At 58.2% G+C, this 18,612-nt stretch carries 14 protein-coding genes and 1 riboswitch; of the genes, 7 read left to right on the top strand and 7 right to left on the bottom strand.

The features are described 5' to 3' along the window. Nucleotides 1-275 precede the first annotated feature (275 nt). Nucleotides 276-1,478 carry an alpha/beta hydrolase gene (locus HMPREF2820_RS05770; protein WP_070603284.1) on the top strand — a complete coding sequence of 401 codons (1,203 nt, stop codon included), beginning with the start codon at nucleotides 276-278 and terminating at the stop codon, nucleotides 1,476-1,478. 6 nt (nucleotides 1,479-1,484) lie between these two features. Here HMPREF2820_RS05770 and HMPREF2820_RS05765 read toward each other — a convergent pair whose 3' ends face one another. The 4 genes from HMPREF2820_RS05765 to HMPREF2820_RS05750 all read right to left on the bottom strand — a co-directional run bounded on the left by HMPREF2820_RS05765 (nucleotide 1,485) and on the right by HMPREF2820_RS05750 (nucleotide 6,208). Then, nucleotides 1,485-2,030 (bottom strand): TetR/AcrR family transcriptional regulator, encoded by a 546-nt coding sequence (locus HMPREF2820_RS05765; protein WP_049189337.1) that lies wholly within the window; start codon nucleotides 2,028-2,030, stop codon nucleotides 1,485-1,487. Further along, entirely contained in the window at nucleotides 2,017-3,513 is a 1,497-nt protein-coding gene (locus HMPREF2820_RS05760) for an MFS transporter (RefSeq protein WP_070603281.1), read from the bottom strand. Before HMPREF2820_RS05760 ends, HMPREF2820_RS05765 begins: the two co-directional genes overlap by 14 nt. Nucleotides 3,514-3,737: 224 nt before the next feature. After that, a complete protein-coding gene (locus HMPREF2820_RS05755) occupies nucleotides 3,738-5,585 on the bottom strand; it encodes a hypothetical protein (protein WP_069359586.1) in 1,848 nt (615 codons plus the stop codon). Further along, nucleotides 5,582-6,208: a hypothetical protein gene (locus HMPREF2820_RS05750; RefSeq protein ID WP_246822226.1), complete on the bottom strand. Its 627-nt coding sequence runs from the start codon at nucleotides 6,206-6,208 to the stop codon at nucleotides 5,582-5,584. Before HMPREF2820_RS05750 ends, HMPREF2820_RS05755 begins: the two co-directional genes overlap by 4 nt. Nucleotides 6,209-6,495: 287 nt before the next feature. Then, nucleotides 6,496-6,617: riboswitch (TPP riboswitch) on the top strand. On the opposite strand from HMPREF2820_RS05750, the gene thiC reads away from it, so the two are divergent. The 3 genes from thiC to HMPREF2820_RS05735 all read left to right on the top strand — a co-directional run bounded on the left by thiC (nucleotide 6,616) and on the right by HMPREF2820_RS05735 (nucleotide 11,355). After that, complete coding sequence (gene thiC / locus HMPREF2820_RS05745) at nucleotides 6,616-8,322, top strand: phosphomethylpyrimidine synthase ThiC (RefSeq protein WP_069359584.1); 1,707 nt, start codon at nucleotides 6,616-6,618, stop codon at nucleotides 8,320-8,322. It overlaps the preceding riboswitch by 2 nt. Nucleotides 8,323-8,503: 181 nt before the next feature. Then, nucleotides 8,504-9,697 (top strand): HtaA domain-containing protein, encoded by a 1,194-nt coding sequence (locus HMPREF2820_RS05740; RefSeq protein WP_246822225.1) that lies wholly within the window; start codon nucleotides 8,504-8,506, stop codon nucleotides 9,695-9,697. A gap of 314 nt (nucleotides 9,698-10,011) precedes the next feature. Then, the gene (locus HMPREF2820_RS05735) at nucleotides 10,012-11,355 is read left to right on the top strand and encodes a glycosyltransferase family 87 protein (protein WP_246822224.1); all 1,344 of its coding nucleotides are present in this window, start codon (nucleotides 10,012-10,014) and stop codon (nucleotides 11,353-11,355) included. 2 nt (nucleotides 11,356-11,357) lie between these two features. Here HMPREF2820_RS05735 and HMPREF2820_RS05730 read toward each other — a convergent pair whose 3' ends face one another. After that, complete coding sequence (locus HMPREF2820_RS05730; RefSeq protein ID WP_005509390.1) at nucleotides 11,358-11,555, bottom strand: hypothetical protein; 198 nt, start codon at nucleotides 11,553-11,555, stop codon at nucleotides 11,358-11,360. Nucleotides 11,556-11,819: 264 nt separating this feature from the next. Between HMPREF2820_RS05730 and HMPREF2820_RS05725 the strand changes: the two genes are divergently transcribed. The 3 genes from HMPREF2820_RS05725 to HMPREF2820_RS05715 all read left to right on the top strand — a co-directional run bounded on the left by HMPREF2820_RS05725 (nucleotide 11,820) and on the right by HMPREF2820_RS05715 (nucleotide 16,095). After that, nucleotides 11,820-13,202: a M18 family aminopeptidase gene (locus HMPREF2820_RS05725; protein WP_070603277.1), complete on the top strand. Its 1,383-nt coding sequence runs from the start codon at nucleotides 11,820-11,822 to the stop codon at nucleotides 13,200-13,202. A gap of 135 nt (nucleotides 13,203-13,337) precedes the next feature. Then, nucleotides 13,338-14,750 (top strand): M20 metallopeptidase family protein, encoded by a 1,413-nt coding sequence (locus HMPREF2820_RS05720; protein ID WP_070603274.1) that lies wholly within the window; start codon nucleotides 13,338-13,340, stop codon nucleotides 14,748-14,750. Nucleotides 14,751-14,754: 4 nt separating this feature from the next. Further along, entirely contained in the window at nucleotides 14,755-16,095 is a 1,341-nt protein-coding gene (locus HMPREF2820_RS05715; protein WP_070603272.1) for an alpha-amylase family protein, read from the top strand. 154 nt (nucleotides 16,096-16,249) lie between these two features. Here the strand turns inward: HMPREF2820_RS05715 and HMPREF2820_RS05710 are convergent, their stop codons facing one another. After that, entirely contained in the window at nucleotides 16,250-16,447 is a 198-nt protein-coding gene (locus HMPREF2820_RS05710; RefSeq protein WP_048732925.1) for a hypothetical protein, read from the bottom strand. A gap of 89 nt (nucleotides 16,448-16,536) precedes the next feature. Then, complete coding sequence (locus HMPREF2820_RS05705) at nucleotides 16,537-18,588, bottom strand: DUF2339 domain-containing protein (protein WP_070603271.1); 2,052 nt, start codon at nucleotides 18,586-18,588, stop codon at nucleotides 16,537-16,539. Nucleotides 18,589-18,612 lie beyond the last annotated feature (24 nt).

The raw sequence follows: 18,612 nt of genomic DNA, 5'->3' as shown, positions 1-18,612 counted from the left end.
GCTGGTAGGGAGGCAGCGGAGGCGTTTGTGGAAAAAGGTAATAAAAATATGTGGGTAACGGTGGTGAGGTGGGTTTTCTGAATTTGTGCACTCGTGGAAAGGGGGTAGGAAATGGGGGTGGTCGTGTTAATTTTGGGCGAGAGTGAACATTTTCAGCGCTCTGAATGATTGTTTGAGGGGTGAAAGATGGGGGAGGCTATTTCTTTCTTTACGTATGTATTTACGTATTAGGTAAATTCGTATTCCTAGGTTCTTGGCAAGAGTTAAGGAAAACGATGATTGGTTCACTAAGGGCGGCCGGAAAGACCGTGTCGGCATCCCGTCAAGGGCGGGGGCGTAAGTTCTCGAAGGTGGTTGCTCTTTCGCTCGCAGCTGGTGTAGTTCTCGGCGGGCAGGTGCCAGCGCAGGCGGCACCGCGCATTGGTCAGCTGCCGGACATCACTGCACGTGAAAGCACTGTTGACTACCAGAACTCGGAAACCGTGGACAAAATTGGCGGTGGTCTGGTGGATGTCATGGGTGGCGTGAACCGTGTCATCTCCGGTGGTGAAAGTGGCCGTATCACCGAGCCGTTCGCCCCAGAGGCGGGGCACCTGCGCAAGGAGTTCGGAGCGATGGGCTCCCACCCAGTTGCCGCAACCCGTGAAGCAATGCCATGTGACGGTGTCGTCTACACCATCTACAACCGCGTACTGCGGGACCTCCACGGTCTCCACGGCACCACCGGCTGCTATGACGTGTTGCCGGAATCGGCCAACGCCTCCCCAGTTGGCGCGCAGCTCATTTACCCGGCGGATATCGACTCCTTGGAGTCCGCGCCGCTGATGGTTCTGAGCCCTGGCATTGGTACTGAGCCAGGTATGTACGACGCGCAAGCGCGACTCTATGCAAGCCACGGTTATGTCGTGGCTCTTGGCTACAACTTCACCAACTGGTTCGCGCCGCAGATGGTGCTGGCAGCTTCAGTTGCCGCAGCGGCCAATGAGGACGAGTCCACGCCACTTGCAGGCAAGATCGATTTCTCCCGGACGATGCTGGTCGGGCACTCTGCAGGTGGCGGCTCCGCAATCTTCCTGAACAATAGGATGGATAAGGCCTTCCAGGCTGCGGGCATCGATATGGTCACCCGTGGTCTGGTTGCTATCAACCCAGGGCCTTCCGACGCTGGACTGATCTCCACCCCTCCGGAGATTCCGAGCCTGGTGGCCATTGCTGAGCACGAGGACATCGTTCCTTTTGATGCCGATCGACGTGGTTACCGCGATGCTGCAGGGCCCGCCTGGGAAGCGGTAGTCACCGGTTCCTACCACGGCACCTACCTGGATGATCCGTCCAAGAATGTGCTCGGCTCGATGGTGCTGTCCTTTAGCGAGTATGTGCTCGACGGAACGAGTCGAGCAAAGGCTGTCTATGAGGGTGCCAACTATGGCCTGGCCACTGACTCCGAGCTCAAGGACGTTCAGCGCAAGGGCGTCTAGAGCTGGCTACTCCATCGACTCTGGAATCAGCTTTGCCGCAGCCTCGGCGATTGCCTTGCGCTGCGCTTTCGTGAGCTGATTGCCATTGAGGTAGTCGTTAGCCCAGAGTCCATCGGAAATCATTTGGACAACGTAGGCCATGCAGGCATCCTGGTCGGTGGCAATCCGTTCTACCGGCGGATTCCACCGGCGCAAAAGGCGCGTCCAAATCTCGCGTAGCTCCGGGTCGGCGGCAGAGTCGATGGACATGAGTAGCTCGGCCCTCGTTGCCGTATCCAGCGAGACCTGGAGGTTTGCGCGTAGGCGGTTGGCGGGGGATACCTCCTCTGCGGGCCCACCTGCGGCTTCGATAAGCTCCTCCTCCCATAACTGCGCCATGTGCTCATGGACGCTGCGGATCATGTCTTCGCGGGAGGGGAAGTGGTAAATCAATCCTGATTTACTCATTCCGCATTGAGTTGCAACATTTTCGTAGGTGACCTCGGAAAAACCGCTTGTCTCGATAATCTCAACGATTGTGTCGAGGATGGCAGTGCGCTTACTCGTGCGCATATTCAGTCTCCTTCGGGTTGCCGCGGAATGCCACCGCAGTCGCAATCGCTGCAATGACAGCAACGACAGCCAGGATAATCAAAATGGCCAGGTAGGAACTGTCGAGGCCGGCGCGGGCGCCGTCGTTAAGCGCTGGCGTGTGAAGTGCATCGGTGAGTGAGATGCTGGCGTCGACAGGCGTAAACAGGGTGTAGAACATAGGCAGGAGACTGCCTGTGATTGCGACGGTAATCAGTGTGCCGAATTCGTAGGACACGGATTCCATCGCCGCCGCCATACCTGCCTTTGACCTCGGCGCTGAGCCGATTATCGCAGTCGACGACACCGACATCACAGAACCTGCGCCCGCGCCGAGCAGTATCAATCCCGCGATCATGAGCGAGAAATTGCCCGAGGAAACGCCGTAGTACATGCCTGCCAGTCCGACGGCGTTGAGGAGGAAGCCGCCGGTGATGAGTGTGCGGAAACCCACTCGATGGAGCACCATGCCGCCGATGACACCAACTGGCAAGGACGCCAGTGCCGCGGTGGCAACTAGCAAGCCCGCGTCGAGTGGTGTGTATCCGACGGAAATCTGGAAGCGCTGCGTCGTCATCAATTCGGCGCCTGCCAGGACAAACATGGCAAGCGCTGCTGCCAGCACGCCACCGGAAAACATCGGCGAACGGAAGACCGAAAAGTCGATGAGGGGTTCGGTAAGACGTGCCTGACGACGCTGAAACAGTGCCGCGCCCACTAGCCCACAGGCGATAGCTGCGACGATGACGGTGGAGGAGCGATGGCCGGCGAGTTCCTTGATAAGCGAAACCAGGCCCAGCATGGCCAGCATCGCGTAGAGGCTGGTGAGAAAGTCCCAGCGCTTGGCTGGGTTGGGCTGATTTGGTGGAGCGAAAATCAGCGTGCCAATGATTGCGAAAACTACGACAGGGATGTTGATAAGGAAGATTGAGCCCCACCAAAAGTGCTCCAACAGGAAACCGCCGACGACGGGGCCAGCAGCGGCACCCAGTGTTGCCGTGGCTGACCAAATGCCAATAGCCGTGGCAAGTTCACGAGGGTGGTGGAAGGTCTCACGTAGCAGTGCGAGAGTGGCCGGCATCATGGTCGCGGCGCCCAGTCCCAGGCAGCCTCGAGCGATGACCAGGGCCCAGGCGTGCGGCGCAAAGGCCGCGGCCAGGGAAGATAAGCCAAAAATCGTCAGGCCCACAAGAAACATCTTGCGGTGACCGATGCGGTCGCCCAGAGTGCCAGTGCCGAGGAGGAGTGCGGAGATCACCAGTGGGTAGGCGTTGATGATCCACAGGCCCTCCAGCTCGGTTGTGTGGAGCTGCTCGCGCAGAACTGGCAGGGCAGTGTAGAGCACCGAGTTATCTATGCCGATGAGTAGTAGGCCGGCGCTGATGATAGCGAGGAAGGCCCACCTGTGGGTGACTGGAGTGGGCGGATTAGCCCCCGTGTAAGCGGTGTGGTCGGTACTTGTCATTCCAGTAACTGTAACGAACGTTCGGTTTAGTTACAACTTTTGGAGAGCGACGATTTAGGCCTAGAACTTCAACAAAAGTACGCCAATCCCGACCAAAGGGCCGGTGAAAAAGTGTCTAAGTTGAAGGCGTTGTTGAGGTACGAATTCACGGACGCCGTTCGATCCCCCGTGGCGCCCGAGCGGGTAAAGATCAGCTTGGACGCGCTGACTTTACGCTCGGAGCTTTACGCTCGGACGTTGTGGCCTATCACCGCCGGGATAGTGATTGGCGCATCCCCGAAAAGCTCCTTCTGGTATTCGTTCTGCTCGAAAGCGCCGGCATCGTTATCCCTGATGGTGGCCACATTTGTCAGTTTGCGTGCCGACGGTGCGGAGTCCTTTTGGAGCAGTCCGCCACGGTTGCCCGCAGTGGTGGCCGCGAAAGTCCCTGCACCACGGTTTCCAGCAGCGGTACCCGCGATTCCGCCAGCAGCACCCGTAGCTCCGGTAGTAGCACTGTTGCGCGCACTGATTAGGGAATTCATCAATCCACTTCCGCGCTGTGCAGTGCTATTCGAGGTGTTTGGCAAGGCAGAACCAGTTACCCCGACACCCAAGCCGGTTCCCATCCCGCGACCCGCTGTTGGTGCTGGCATACGACTGGGGCTCGAAGTCAGAACTCCCGAGGCTGGTGGGCGGGAGCTTGCGTTTCCAGAAGACGGCAGGGGCGGGATATTGCCCGCTGGTGTGAGCCCCGGAGTGCGTCCTGCACCGAGGGAGCCAGCCGGTCGGTTGCCGTGAACTCCGTAAGGTGAAGATGCTTGCGGTGATGTGCGTTGAAGTGGGGCGCTCGCGCCCGAAGGAGCGACCATGGCTGGATTCGCCGCGTTCGATTGAGCCATGCCTGATGTACCGGTCGGGGAAGTTGGCGAGATTGTGGAGCTCGTTGGGCTGCTAGGTGATGCGGGGTGCACAGGGGTAGCAGACGGATTAGTAGGGTTCGACAAAGTCGAAGTGCTCGGTTGAGCCTGCGAAGGAGCGGGAGCACTCGCGGCTGTGGATTGTGGTGTTGGAGAATCCGGAACAGTTGAGGTGGCGCCAACTGGTGCGCTGGCGGCCTGCATGCTTCCAGTCATCCCCGCAGGCGAAAGACCGAACTGACTAGTTCCAGAACGCCCGGCGACTGTGGCCCCAACGGAAACCTCGGCAGTCACACCACTTCCGGCATCGGCAGAAACCAGGTTAGGAATTCGAGGAATAGCGGTCTGTAGCTGTGCGGTATACGGGCCAGAGAGAAAGGCTGCTACCTCGGCCTGTTCAAAAGCCTTTTGCGCGCCAGGGTTTGGGAGTGCCTTGGACTCGGCCTCAATCGCAGATAGTGCATTGACGGCCATTGCCTTAACGGACGGCAAAACGGCAAGGTGTCCGGCCATGACCTCAGATGCGGTGGCGATGCTGGTTGCGCGTGCGGCCAGACCTTTCATTGTTGAGTCAGCAGCAGAGAAGACAGCACCGCTGTTGCTCGACACCAAGCCGGATGAGATGGAGGTTAGATTGCTGGCCAACGTGGTCATAGTTTCGGCGAAGTTGTTCCAGTAGGCGATTGCCTCGGCTACGGCACCGTCGTTTGTCGAGGAAAACATGGATAGTAGGGACTTCGCATCAAGACCGAGTTCCGCAGAAAGTGTGACTGGCGCGAAAGTGAGACTTCCAGCTTCAAACATTGGCCGACGCTGAAATACACCGCTTGTTCGCGCTACTTCGGCAATGGAAGCACCGTCACCATTGAACGGGTTAATGCTTCGAAGGATCCGATTCATGGTGGATTCGTGCTCAGTAATCACGCGACGGAAGTCAGCGAGATTTGTTTGCGCCCACGTGAGCTGTTTGCCCAGAGACAATCCGACGGCGGCAGAGCTTCCCGTACTGCCGGAAATTGCGAGACTGTGTTCTGTCGCCACCAGCTGGAGTGACGGAACCTGTGAGTAGCCGGCCAAGTTGGGCTGCATAAATCTGGAACCGCTTGCTAGAACATTCGTAATACTGAACTTCTGGATTGCAGAGTCGATTGTTGGAATTACGGCATGCATCATGATTCTTCCCCCAAGTAATCAATTAACAGCTCATTTACGGGAGCACACAGTTGGTGCTGTGGGTCAGGGCTATCTTGTCCGGTTGTGTCGATAACGAATCCGAGGGCCCCTTGCTCTGTTTCGACAGAAGCAATACAGGCGGAACTTCCTAGCGGTTCTGTTTGAGTGAATGTCACCCAATTGAAAATCCCTTTGTGATGAGCCAAAGGCTCGGCACTGTAGCGTTCGAGTTGTGAATGAGCGACCGCAGCATGCCAGATGCTCAGCAGGCCGGAAGCGTCGGATTCGATAACGCAGCCGATCTGTTTATTACCTTCGATTCGGCCCTCCATGTACGTCTGCTCCCGGAACCCCAGCCTGTCTAAGCGCCCCATAATCTCAGGGTCGTCACACGGATTGGTCAGGACGAATTCGGGTGCGTCGTAGTTGTAGTGCCCATCGGGACCAAGTGGAGCATCACCGGGCTTCGGCGGATTGTTGGGTGGAAGCACACCCGCAGGTAACGTCACGCCCGAGTCAGTAGTGATGGTTGTCGCATTGTCGCCGACAGGTTGAACGTCCTCGCCGGATGCCTCGGTCGATGCGCAACTAGTCCCCGTTACTCCCCATAGAAGTGCTGACACTAGGGCGGCAGTAGTCGCCTTTTTCAATTTTCCCTCCCCAAAGAATTTGTGTGAGAAAGATATAACACTGCGATCACACTCGCGCTTGCTGAGAAGCCGAAAAATAGAGCGACTGTGGATAACTTTCTAGGGGTGTGGACAACGCGGTCGATGCGCAGAACCACGCCTCTGCACAGCCGCAACCTGCACCTTTAGAGTGTGTTCTCCGTGCCGTCGTTAAGCGTTGGCGGCAAACGTGGGTGTAATGACCGAAGTAATCCGAACGATTGGTTAGACTATGAGGCGCATTACAAAACCACGGGAGTGCCAACCGAAATTCCGGCACTGAGAGGACGCTAGGGATCGAGCGTCGACCGGACGAACCTGAATCTGGGTAATACCAGCGTAGGAAAGGGATGTGTTGCTTCATGGCCGCACGTGTATCTGTATCCGCTCCGCCGAAAGAGGGCGAGGTTACAACTGGCCCGATTTACCGCAGCAACAAGCATTACGACGAGGTTGCGTTCAGCAACGATTTCGGTGAGGCGAACCTGCGGATTCCAGTTCGTCGGATCAATCTGACGGACGGTACTCACTTCGATGCGTACGACACCTCGGGTATCTACACCGAGGAAAACCCGGAGCTGAACCTGAAGGAGGGTTTGGCTAAGACTCGTGACTCGTGGCCGAAGGCTCCGGCGGTGCCAGCGGTTGCGGGTTCTGAGGAGGCTCCGAAGGTCAAGACCCAGCTGGCTTGGGCGCGCGCGGGAATTGTCACTCCGGAGATGGCTTTCATTGCTGCTCGTGAAGATGTGGATCCGGAAGTTGTGCGCGAAGAGGTCGCTGCGGGTCGTGCCGTGATTCCGGCGAACCACAAGCACCCGGAGACTGAGCCGATGATTATCGGCAAGCGTTTTGCCACCAAGATCAACGCAAATATCGGCAACTCGGCCGTGACTTCGTCCATCTCTGAAGAGGTGGAGAAGATGGTGTGGGCAACCCGTTGGGGCGCGGACACGATCATGGACCTGTCCACTGGTAAGGACATTCACGAAACCCGTGAGTGGATTCTGCGTAACTCCCCGGTGCCGGTTGGTACGGTGCCGATTTACCAGGCGCTGGAGAAGGTCAAGGGTGACCCGGCCAAGCTGACCTGGGAAATCTACCGCGAAACCATCATTGAGCAGTGTGAACAGGGCGTGGATTACATGACCGTTCACGCGGGTGTGCTGCTGCGCTACGTGCCGCTGGCCGCCAATCGCGTGACGGGCATTGTTTCCCGCGGTGGCTCAATCATGGCCGCATGGTGCCTCGCGCATCACCAGGAGAGCTTCCTCTACACGCGCTTCGCTGAGCTGTGCGACATTCTGGCGCAGTACGATGTCACGTTCTCCCTCGGTGACGGCCTGCGTCCGGGCTCCATTGCCGACGCTAACGATGAGGCTCAGCTGGCTGAGCTGCGCACCCTCGGTGAGCTGACCAAGATTGCCAAGTCCCGCGGCTGCCAGGTCATGATCGAAGGTCCAGGCCACGTTCCGATGCACAAGATCGCCGACAACGTGAAGTGGGAAGAGGAGTGGTGTGAGGAAGCTCCGTTCTACACCCTCGGCCCGCTGGCAACCGATATCGCGCCGGGCTATGACCACATCACCTCGGCTATCGGTGCGGCCATCATTGCGCAGGCTGGCACCGCCATGCTTTGCTACGTCACGCCGAAGGAGCACCTGGGTCTGCCGAACCGCGACGACGTCAAGGTCGGCGTGATTACTTACAAGATTTCTGCGCACGCCGCTGACCTGGCAAAGGGCCTGCCACGCGCTCAGGAGCGTGACGACGCGTTGTCGAAGGCCCGCTTCGAATTCCGTTGGCATGACCAGTTTGCACTGGCTCTGGATCCGGACACTGCGCTGGATTACCACGATGAGACCCTGCCTGCAGAGCCGGCAAAGACCGCGCATTTCTGTTCCATGTGTGGTCCGAAGTTCTGCTCCATGCGTATTTCCAAGGACGTACAGGACTACGCGAAGGAACACGGCCTGGACTCCGTTGAAGCGATCGAGGCCGGCATGGCTGAGAAGTCCCAGGAGTTCGCTGATCAGGGCAGCCGCGTCTACCTGCCGATTACCGCGGAGTAGTTGGTTGTCTTAGAAGATGCTGAAGTAAGCCGCGGTCTAGCTCTATTGGGCTTGGCCGCGGTTTTCTTTTGATCTCACCTATTTCTGCCGGCCTCAGTGTTGAGCCTCAAATGGGGGTGGGTAAGGCACGCCTTAATTAAGGGATTAGGGAACCCTAACTAGTGGGATGTACATTGCTTATATGCACAGCCTGAGATTCCTGACTTTCGATAATTCCCACCGCCATCTCGCAGGTGCTCGCAACACTCGCAACACTCGCCGTTCATTCAGCTCTGAATCATCCACGGTTGGAGAAGACGTGCGTCGACCGGTGGGGCGGAGTGCGCGCAGAGCTGCTACTGCGGTTTCGCTGTCCGGCGCCATGGTCCTTTCGGCGTTTGTGTCTCCGGCAATGGCTGACACTGCGAAGCCAATCGTGCCGGACAATTTTCCCAATGTGATTAATCCAGCGGAGAACTTCCAGCCGCAGGATTCGCAGTATGCCGAATCTCCGGAAGTTACCGTTACTTTTGAGGACGGCACACCAGCTGAAGGTGCCACGGTTCATCGCGGCGATGTTCTTATTGTTCGCGGCAGTGGTTTCAATCCGTCGGCCAACCGTGGTGGTTACCCGCTGCCAATTCCTCCGGGTGTGCCCAATGGTGTTTACGTTCTCTACAGTGCGTTCCCGGACTCGTGGAAGCCGAGTGAAGGTGCTCCGTCCTCGTCGCGGAAACATCCGCACGACAACATTGCCTGGGTCACGCCGGCTGGAACTCTCGAGGCGATACCGAACCAGGGCGTCGATATGCGGCGTTCTATCGCTCGTCAGGCTACCCCGATGACAGATGACGGCAGTTTTGAAGCCCGCATTGTTGTTGACCCGCCAGAGACCCCAGCTGGTGATAACTGGGGTATTTACGTCTATCCGGCAGCCGGCTCTATTAATGAGGCCGAGGAAATCTATATTCCGTTGAATTATTCGGATGCTCCGGGCAAGAATGCCCCGGCTCCCTCCAGCGAGGATTTAGTAATTTCTGTATCTGCGCTGGAGAAGGTATTCGGCGCACTGGGTGGCGGAGTCACTGCTAAGAACGGTGCTCTAGAGCCTGAGGACGGTGTTGTCTCATTCACCCGCGACAATGACAACAGCGATGCCGAAGGGGAGAGCTACCGCGGAGAAGTTCACTTCACCGCGAAGTTCAGTCTGGTTCATGTGGTCGTTCGTAATCCGCGCATTGAGGACGGCCCGACTGGAAAGATTATTACGGCAGAGGTCTCGCAGGGCTACGATGTCGGTCCGGATGAGATGGAGCGTATGCCCATAGCCGCTGTTGTCAACAGTGATGGCGATCAGCTGATCACGACCATCGGCACTATCTCGCAGTTCCGGTAGTCCCTCCGGTCATCATGGCCGCCAATTGTTGTCCACCTGGCACTTCGTTCAAAGTAAGCCGTCATACCTTGCGGGTTCTTGTGGGGTTGTAACCACTGCCGTATTGGAATCACTACATTAGATAGAGGCGCTTACCAGCGATGAGGAGGAACGTGGGACGGCATAGTCGGGCAGAAGGACCGGTGTCACAGGATGGGGCATCGTCACAGGTTGCGGAGTCGCAACGTGCTGTTGCGGAGTCTCCGTCGCGGGCCTCGCGAAAAATATGGGTTCGCAAACCCAATCAGGCCCCTGCGCTGACGCAATCGCCTGTGATGAGCTGGCCTCTTATGCTGGTCTCGCTGCTCGGTGGTCTTGCCTCGCTGCTGGCCTGGAATGGCCGCACCCAGCCGGACGATTGGGCGTCGCTCTGGGTGGGCGGGCTACTTATGGACAGGGGACTTGAGTCCCATCTCTATGATGCCGATCCAATCGATTTCACCGCCATGAGTGGAGAGGTCTGGCCACGTCTGGCGCAGGAAGTGTCTGCGCCATTTACGCATCCCTTTGTGCAAAACCCTTTGTTTGCAAAGGCTCTGGGAGCGATATCCCACGTCATGAGCTTTGAAACCTCGGTTGCTTGGTTGCTGTTTCTTTCCGGAATGGCCGTCGTGGTCCTGGTCGCAGCTTCCTACCACCTGTGGTTTCGGTCGACCATGCCCTGGGGTATCGCAGCGCTGGTTACCGCATGCGTATTCGCCCTGCCGACCACTCTTAATTCGTTCTGGATTGGTCAGACGACACCGCTGATTGTCGCGGGCGTCGCCTATGGGCTTGCCGCCTCGCGCACTCGTCCTTGGCTCGCGGGCATCGTCCTCGGCATCGTCGCATCCATTAAATTGACTCCGTATGCGCTCATCGCCGTGATGCTCTTTTTCGCTTATCGACGGCGCGCAGCCTTTTGGTCGCTGGCCACCACGGCGGTACTGGCAATCTGGATGTTTATCCGCATTGACATGCCGGTTATTTCGGACTGGATTGACCGAATCGACGACATTGGTGCGTCGGTCTTGGTCGGTGGTGCGAATCAGTCGTTGGCGTCGACTTTAGCCACAGACCTGGGCAATCCTGAGTTATTAGTAACAGTGGTTCGTGATTATCCGAGTCACGTGAAAACGATTCCACTGTGTATTGCGCTTGGCGTGGTGTTGATGGTCACGGCAGTTGCGTGGTTGAACCCGGTCTACCGGTTTGAATTTCTGATCACGGGCGCGTGGCTTATTGCAGCCACATTCTCATCGATTCTTTGGACCCACTACATGTTGATGCTGGTCACGTTTATGTTCGGTTTTGCCGCCATGGCGCGAACCCGATTGACCAGACAGTGGCCGTATATCGGTATTGCGTTGCTAGTGGTCCTGCTGACGTTCCCTGTGACAAACCCGATTGCTGCTACGCCGTATACTGGCGGATTTGTGTACTCGGGGATTACTGCGATGCTCTTGACGCTGGCCTTGATGCTAGTTATTGGTGGCTGCCACGCGTTTGCGGTACATCGGTACGGCGATGGTGATGCAGGCGAGGGTGGAGCTGGTTTGGGCAGTGAATTAGCTGCCGCGGAGACATTGAAATTTCCCCAGCCAGAGCCAATGGTCTTATTCGACTTGAGGAAGCGCTAGATTTAGCGGCTCAGCATAGAGACGATGTCACGGGCAGACATGTCGCTGTAAATCTCGTTCCGGGCGCGCTTAACCTGGTGGCCGAAGTGGACGGCGTTAGCGTCGCTGCTGGTGTCGCGGGTAAGAGCTTCGCGCAGCGGCTGAGAGAAAAAGGCGCGCTTGGTAGTGAAAGAACGGGGGAACAGGTTTTCAAGGCTCACGGTATAAACCCTTTCTGTGGTCGGAATCCGGTCGGGACTCCGGTTTGAGAGGTTCTGTATTCAAATGGTTTTCTTTGATGCGGTTGCCACTATATGTCTGAATATGCCCGATATCGAGTTAAAACGGGCAAAAGTGACTAAGTGGATACCGTTCCCAACATGAAAGCTGCATCACACTATGGCCCGGCTTAATGCTCGGTCACGGTCAGTTGTGGACTCCAATACAATGAAATCCGGAATCAAATGTGAAGTAGGAGTTTGGTTATGGCTATTTCTTCGGCACCCACCCCTGAGTCCCCGGATTCGGCGGATACCTCGGACGTGGCATCGCGCAGCGTTCCGGCGGCAGCGCTCAGTCACGTTGAGGATTTAATTGATTTTGTGGCTGCGTCGCCAAGCTCATTTCATGCGGCACAACAGGTCGTTGACCGTCTGAGTGCAGCCGGTGCCACGGTCGTCGACGAGCACGAGCAGTGGCCAAGCGAGCCCGGTGCCTACGTCCTGCGTCGCGATGGCGCTGCCGTTGCTTGGATCGTCCCGGAGACGCCGGCTGCCGATTTCACCGGTTTCCGTATTGTGGGTTCCCACACGGATTCGCCCGGTTTTCGTGTGAAGCCCAACGCGCGCACCTCCGCCGCAGGCTATGCGCAGGTCGCTGTAGAGGTCTATGGCGGTGCGTTGTTGGGAAGCTGGACCGATCGCGAAATTGAGTTCGCCGGTCGGGTAATTGATAAAAGCGGCAATGAGCACCTTGCTCGCACTGGCCCGGTCGCGCGCATCCCGCAGTTGGCTATCCACCTCAATCGTGCGGTTAACGAAGAGGGGTTGAAGCTCCACAAGCAGAATCACACTGCACCAATCATCGGACTGGATACCTTCGGCACCGATGTGCACCAGGTCATCGCCGATGCTGCGGGACTGTCTATCGACGACATCGTCGCCTGGGACCTCATTTCTTTCGACACCCAGCAGCCGCGCACCTTCGGTGCTCACGATGAGTTCCTGGCTTCAGGTCGACTCGACAACCTGCTCAGCGTCCACTCCTCCCTGGTCGCCTTCGAGGCCTTGCTCCGTCAAAACTGGAGCACGTCAACCACCATCCCCGTCATGGTCGCTTTCGATCACGAGGAAGTTGGGTCCGCCTCCACTACGGGCGCTGCAGGGCCACTGCTTGCCGACGTTCTGTCCCGCATCGCAGCGGCTACAGGCGCTGACCTGGAACGCACCCAGCAGCTCTACCGCGGTTCCATCTGTCTCTCGGCCGACGGCGCACACGGTGTGCACCCGAACTATGCAGGCGAACACGAGCCGGGGCACCAGCCGGAACTCAATGCTGGCCCAGTGGTAAAGATCAATGCCAACCAGCGCTACGCCACCACGGCGGTTGGTCAGGCCGAGGTTGTCCGAATCGCAGCGGAAACCTCCAAGCGCATTGGCCAGGAAGTGCCGGTGCAGTATTTTGTATCTGCGAACCACAAGCCATGCGGCTCCACTATCGGCCCGATCACTGCAACGCGACTGGGTATCGACACCATCGATATCGGAGCTGCGATGGTCTCCATGCACTCGGCGCGTGAGATGTGCGGCACGATTGATCCATGGTGGTTGGCCGAACTCACCGTGGATTTCTGGGGTGCCGGACACTAGCAGCTCGCTGGCAGCGCTGAAGTCGTCTCTAGCAGTGGAGATGTTGGGGCGCTGTGGCCGTCGTGAAGCGAAAATGGGTGAGGGAATTTCCGTAGCTGCTCGTCGTGGAGCCTATTTTCTGTCATGCTATGAACCATGACTGATGCTAACGACACCCTGCCGTCGCACCGCCTTGAAGTACCTATCGAAGAGGCGGTGGCATGGCGTCGCCAACTGCACCAGAATCCGGAGCTGAGCTTCCGGGAGTACAGGACCTCGGACATGATTGAGGATTTGCTCAATCAGTGGGACATCCCGACGTACCGGTTGACCCCGACGTCCGTAATTGGCGTCATCGAGGGAACAGCGGGCGACCCCAGCACTGGCCGTGTGATTGGCTACCGCGCGGATATTGACGCCCTGCCGATTCAGGAGGAAACGGGACTGCCGTACGCCTCGCGCACGCCAGGTGTGATGCACGCCTGTGGGCATGATGTTCACACGGCGATGCTGCTGGGCACGGCGAAGGTGCTCTCTGGAATGCGCGATCAACTGCACGGCAAGGTGCTGTGCATCTTCCAGCACGCCGAAGAAATGCTGCCGGGCGGTGCTCGTGAGCTGGTCGACAAGGGTGCCGCCGATGACTTGGATGAGGTCTACGCCTTCCACGTCGCGCCGCATCCGGTGGGGCATGTGGGGATCTGCGCTGGGCGAGTGACAACCATGTCGGGCATCGTCTCCATCGCAATTCGTGGCCGTGGCGGACACTCCTCGAACCCGCAGCTGTCGATTGACCCGGTGCTCATCGCCAGCGAGGTGACTCTCATGCTGAACACGATTGTCTCCCGCGATGTGGATCCGAAGCACATGAATATCGTCAACGTCGGCTCACTGCATTCAGGTGAGGCCGGCAATGTGATCCCGGATACGGCCAACCTGGAAGTGTCCATCCGCTCGGTGGATGAGGCCGACTGGGAGATTGTCTGCCAGCGTATCGAGGCCGTCGTCAACGGCGTCTGCCAAGCTCACGGCGCACAGGCGACTTTCGACTGGCAGATTCCGTACCCGATGGTGGTCAACGCCGACATTGCAGTCAATCGTGCCTGGCATGCGGCGACGAAGGCAGTTGGCAACTCCAAGATGTTCGCCGCCGATCCGTGGGCTCCTTCGGATGACTTCTCCTATTTTTCTCGTGAAGCGCCGGGCTGTTACATGTTCCTCGGCACCGGTGGCCCGGAAGCGGGTAATCCCTTCTTTCTCCACAATTCCAAGTTTAAAATTGTGGAGAGAGCCATGGTCAATGGCATGCGCACGGAAATCCAAATCGCGCTCGACGCACTGAACCCGTCGAAGAATCATCCGCCGGAGCGCCCTGCCACATCTCCGACCATGCCCGCAGCAGGTTCCGTGCCTCCACGGCCGCGGAAGGCAGGCCTTGGCACGCCACAGTCGCATGCGGGCCAGGCGCGGGCGTCGTCAAGCGAATCGGCGGGGGAGACCTCACCGAGTCCTGAGGCGGCGGCATCAGATAATTCCAATCAGCCTCAGGCACCTAGAGAGGATGCATAGGACAATGTCCACGACCCCCAACGCCCCTAATAAGACGCTCGCTGCCGCACCTGAGTGGTCGAAGTGGGCGATTGGATGGCACGTCTATCCACTGGGGTTTGTGGGAGCGCCCATCCGTGAGAAGGATCGAGGCGCCGCGCCGGGCAATCGAATTCGCAAACTGATTGACTGGCTTCCGTACGTCCAGGAGCTTGGGCTCAACGTCCTGCAGCTGGCTCCAGTATTCGAGTCGACTAGCCATGGCTACGATACCGAGGACTACTACCGCATTGACTCGCGCCTGGGTACCGAAGAGGACATGAAGGCTGTCATCGAAGCTGCCCATGAGCGCGGCATCAAAGTGCTTTTCGACGGCGTCTTCAACCACATCGGGTCAGAGGCGCCCGCGCTGAAGACCGCGAAGGAAAACCCTGACTCTGAAGAAGCGCAGCTCTTTGCGTTTACGCACTCAGATGGCAACATGACCGCGCCGGTGTTTGAGGGCCATGAGAGCTTGGTCGAATTCGATCACACCAGTGACGCGACTGTTGATTTTGTCGTCAACGTGATGAATTACTGGCTGGCGCGGGGGATCGATGGCTGGCGACTGGATGCGGCCTACGCAGTGGACCCACAGTTCTGGCACAAGGTTTTGCCGCGAGTGCGTGCTGAGCACCCGCACGCCTTTATCTACGGCGAGGTCATCCACGGTGACTATGCGGAGATTGTGTCGGTGTCCGGCATGGACTCGGTGACGGAGTACGAGCTGTGGAAAGCGACCTGGTCTGCGCTGAAGGAGGAAAACTTCTTCGAGCTGGACTGGACTCTGAAGCGCCATAACACCTTCGCGGAGTCTTTTGTGCCGGTGACGTTTGTGGGCAACCACGATGTTTCACGCATTGCGACGCAGGTAGGGGCCGACAAGGCCGTGCTGGCGGCGACGGTGCTGTTTACCGTGGCCGGTGTGCCGCTGGTCTACTACGGCGACGAACAGGGCTACACCGGCCTCAAAGAGGAACGCATCGGCGGTGACGACCAGATCCGTCCAGTGTTCCCGGATAGCCCGGAGGAACTCTCTACGCTTGGTGAGGACCTCTACCGCGCTTACCAGCAGCTCGTTGCGGTGCGACGCCGGTTCCCATGGTTGCACTCCGCTCGCGTGGAGACTGATGAATTGCGCAATGGTTTTCTTCGCTACCGCGTGACCGCGACCGACGCGGCGCTTGTGGACGATGCTGCCGGAGGCTCGGGTGAGGCTGGAGCTTCCGGCGAGATGCCCTCGCTCGTTGTCGAGCTGAACCTGGAAAACGGCGCAACCAGCGCGGTGATCCGTGATGGTGACCACGTGGAATTTGAGTTTTCCTAAGCTCTCTTGGCGGCTCTAGGCTGCCCTGGAGAACAAAACCGCCCGGACACAATGTCCGGGCGGTAATTCTTTCGCGCCCCATCGATGAGTGGGCACAAGGGGTAGCGGCTGCGTTTATGTTTGCTAGCTAACCCGGTTTTCGCAGATGCAGTGACTACATCTCTGCGGTCTCAACAGGAGTCATCTCGTCGGAGGATGCCGGAGTGGTGGCCTTCTGCTCGAAGGTCTCCGACGGGTTGGCCTGGTCACCGACCTTCACGTCCGAGTCAACCTGATTCGGGGGAGAGCAAGCGACCAGGGCTGCTGCGGCAATGGCGGATGCGGCGATAGCGCCGGCGATGCGGTTACGCATGGATGTGGCTCCTCTGTCGGAAAAACAATAGCTACAAGGGGCTAATAAACTTTTCTCACATTATCTTAAAGCAATATCTTAGAGGATTCTTAACGGCTTGCGGGAACCAAGGGGCCAATCGCCCCCGCGCCGATGCATAGCGTTGCCCCCGGAGTGGCCTTTTCCACATCGACATGGAGAGTATTTCCGCCACCGTTGAGGTACACATAGCGCGGCCGCAGGTCATTGTTCATCTTCACGACCGTGGAACCACCGCGGGTTTGCTCTTCGGTCTCGAAAGGATTGGGGAGTGATAGGCGCACATCCATGTCCTCGGAGGCGGTGGCCGGGAACTCAAGCACCCAGTCACCGAGCTTGATGATGTTCTCCAACTTGATGTCCTCCGACGCAGTGCCGTCCTCGCCAACTGTGATGCGATGGCCGCACTGCTCGACAGGGCCATCAGTGACACGGGTGACCTCGGAGACCTTGGCGTCGATAAGCGAACCGTCTGTATTGAACATGCGCGGGTGACCGGTGACGCGCTCAAACGGCGGGCGATCGGAGACCGCATCAAACACCCGCGAGTACATGTTCATCGGAGCGGCGACGGGCACGAGAACTTCGAAGGGGACGGGCTGGTCGATGAGATTGTAGTCGATCGCCTTGTCGGGGCCAGCGGCATCGGCTTCCTCGCGCAGCGCAGACAGCGACACCTTGGTGTTGCCGATCCACTCCATTGCGATGTCATCAGACCAGGCATTGCGGTAAGTGACCACGGAAATCGTGGAGGTGACAGCCAGCGCGATGCCCAGCGACCAAATCAGAATGTGCGTACGAGCCGGTAGCAGCGCTGGCGCCTCGTCCTTCGGTGGGAGTCCAGCCAGGGAGATCGCGACGCAGATTACGATCACGAGCGCGACATCAGAGTAGTAGTGCAAAGTGTGCGCCAGCACGCCAGAGGTGTTCTCTCCCGAGCGGAACAGGGTGATGGCGAACAAGGTGGTGAACATGTACGCCACCGATAGCGTCCACGGAGCCCAGCCACGGTAATCGCGGCCGATGAGGGTGGCAGACAGAATCAACAGGATAATGCCGCCGAGAGTAATCAGCTGAGACGAAGCGGAGGCAAACGGCTGTCCCGGAGCCCAGCGTTCCCAGCTTGTTGGTCCGCCGATGATGCCGGCAAAAATCTGGCCGAGGCCGTTGAAGAACAGTTCGGGCTGCAGCTTGTCGGAAATGAAGCCGGTGGTTTCGGCGGGGCCGAAGTAGTACCACAGTGCCCAGGCGCCGGTCAGCAGCATCGATGGGATCCAGATGACGAGGCCACGGCGGAGAACCTGCAGGATATTTCTGCGCTCCATGTAAGCCAAAGTGACGACAACCAGCATGGAGATCGGTGCGATAGCCAGGGACTTCTCAAAGAATCCCAGCGCCACGGCCAGCAGCACGAACAGGCCTACGGCCTCCCACGGGCGAGGGCCGAAGGAACGACGCATAGTGGTGCGAATGGCGACAATCATGAAAACCACGAATGCTAGGTGGAACGGCTGGGAATTGGCCGCGGCCGACCACCAGGTGTCGCCCGGAAGCATCAGCGGTGTCCAGGCGACGACCGTGATGAGGAAGAGAGACACCAGCGTGCGGCCGGTGAGAAGCTCAAAGAGTTTAGCTGTGGCGTATGTCAGCACTACCGACATCACGGCCATGGTGATAGCCGGTAGCCACCAGTTCCACGGCGCGATGAGGTGATAGAGGCCTTGCACCAAGAAGGCCAGTGGTGCAAGGTGCCCGTCGTGATCCTGAAGCAGGTAGTCCTTGCTCAGCAGTGGGGTGTCGTAAAGGTGGCCAACAATGATGAAGTCATCCCAGTAAAAACCATGGCTAGTCAGCACCAGAATGCGAGCGACAAGCTGTATCGCAATAACAACTCCGATGAGTGGCCACCATTGCTTCGCAGACAGGTCAAGTCTCTCGCCCCACGTCAATGTGGGCATGTAGTATGGGCGAGAACTTTCCTGCTCAGCGGTGTTGTCAGCACCAGGGGCCTCGGCAGTTTTCACTGCGGAATCCGCGACTGTCCCCTGATCGCCCACTGTCGGCGTATGAGGGGTTTGGGCAGTTGGGGTATCTCCTGTAGATGACCGCTCGGCTTTAGTCATGGTTCCTTATGTTATCTAGGCCAT

Source organism: Corynebacterium sp. HMSC064E08, assembly GCF_001811805.1.
GTDB lineage: Bacteria > Actinomycetota > Actinomycetes > Mycobacteriales > Mycobacteriaceae > Corynebacterium > Corynebacterium jeikeium_D.
This window is presented reverse-complemented; position numbering and strand designations above follow the sequence as displayed.

What these genes read in the sequence shown, in the direction of transcription:
- HMPREF2820_RS05715 (WP_070603272.1), top strand. Translation starts at nt 14,755, where the DNA reads ATGTCCACGACCCCCAACGCCCCTAATAAGACGCTCGCTGCCGCACCT.
- HMPREF2820_RS05705 (WP_070603271.1), bottom strand. Translation starts at nt 18,588, where the DNA reads ATGACTAAAGCCGAGCGGTCATCTACAGGAGATACCCCAACTGCCCAA.
- thiC (WP_069359584.1), top strand. Translation starts at nt 6,616, where the DNA reads ATGGCCGCACGTGTATCTGTATCCGCTCCGCCGAAAGAGGGCGAGGTT.
- HMPREF2820_RS05710 (WP_048732925.1), bottom strand. Translation starts at nt 16,447, where the DNA reads ATGCGTAACCGCATCGCCGGCGCTATCGCCGCATCCGCCATTGCCGCA.
- HMPREF2820_RS05735 (WP_246822224.1), top strand. Translation starts at nt 10,012, where the DNA reads ATGAGCTGGCCTCTTATGCTGGTCTCGCTGCTCGGTGGTCTTGCCTCG.
- HMPREF2820_RS05755 (WP_069359586.1), bottom strand. Translation starts at nt 5,585, where the DNA reads ATGATGCATGCCGTAATTCCAACAATCGACTCTGCAATCCAGAAGTTC.
- HMPREF2820_RS05725 (WP_070603277.1), top strand. Translation starts at nt 11,820, where the DNA reads ATGGCTATTTCTTCGGCACCCACCCCTGAGTCCCCGGATTCGGCGGAT.
- HMPREF2820_RS05770 (WP_070603284.1), top strand. Translation starts at nt 276, where the DNA reads ATGATTGGTTCACTAAGGGCGGCCGGAAAGACCGTGTCGGCATCCCGT.
- HMPREF2820_RS05760 (WP_070603281.1), bottom strand. Translation starts at nt 3,513, where the DNA reads ATGACAAGTACCGACCACACCGCTTACACGGGGGCTAATCCGCCCACT.
- HMPREF2820_RS05740 (WP_246822225.1), top strand. Translation starts at nt 8,504, where the DNA reads ATGCACAGCCTGAGATTCCTGACTTTCGATAATTCCCACCGCCATCTC.
- HMPREF2820_RS05720 (WP_070603274.1), top strand. Translation starts at nt 13,338, where the DNA reads ATGACTGATGCTAACGACACCCTGCCGTCGCACCGCCTTGAAGTACCT.
- HMPREF2820_RS05765 (WP_049189337.1), bottom strand. Translation starts at nt 2,030, where the DNA reads ATGCGCACGAGTAAGCGCACTGCCATCCTCGACACAATCGTTGAGATT.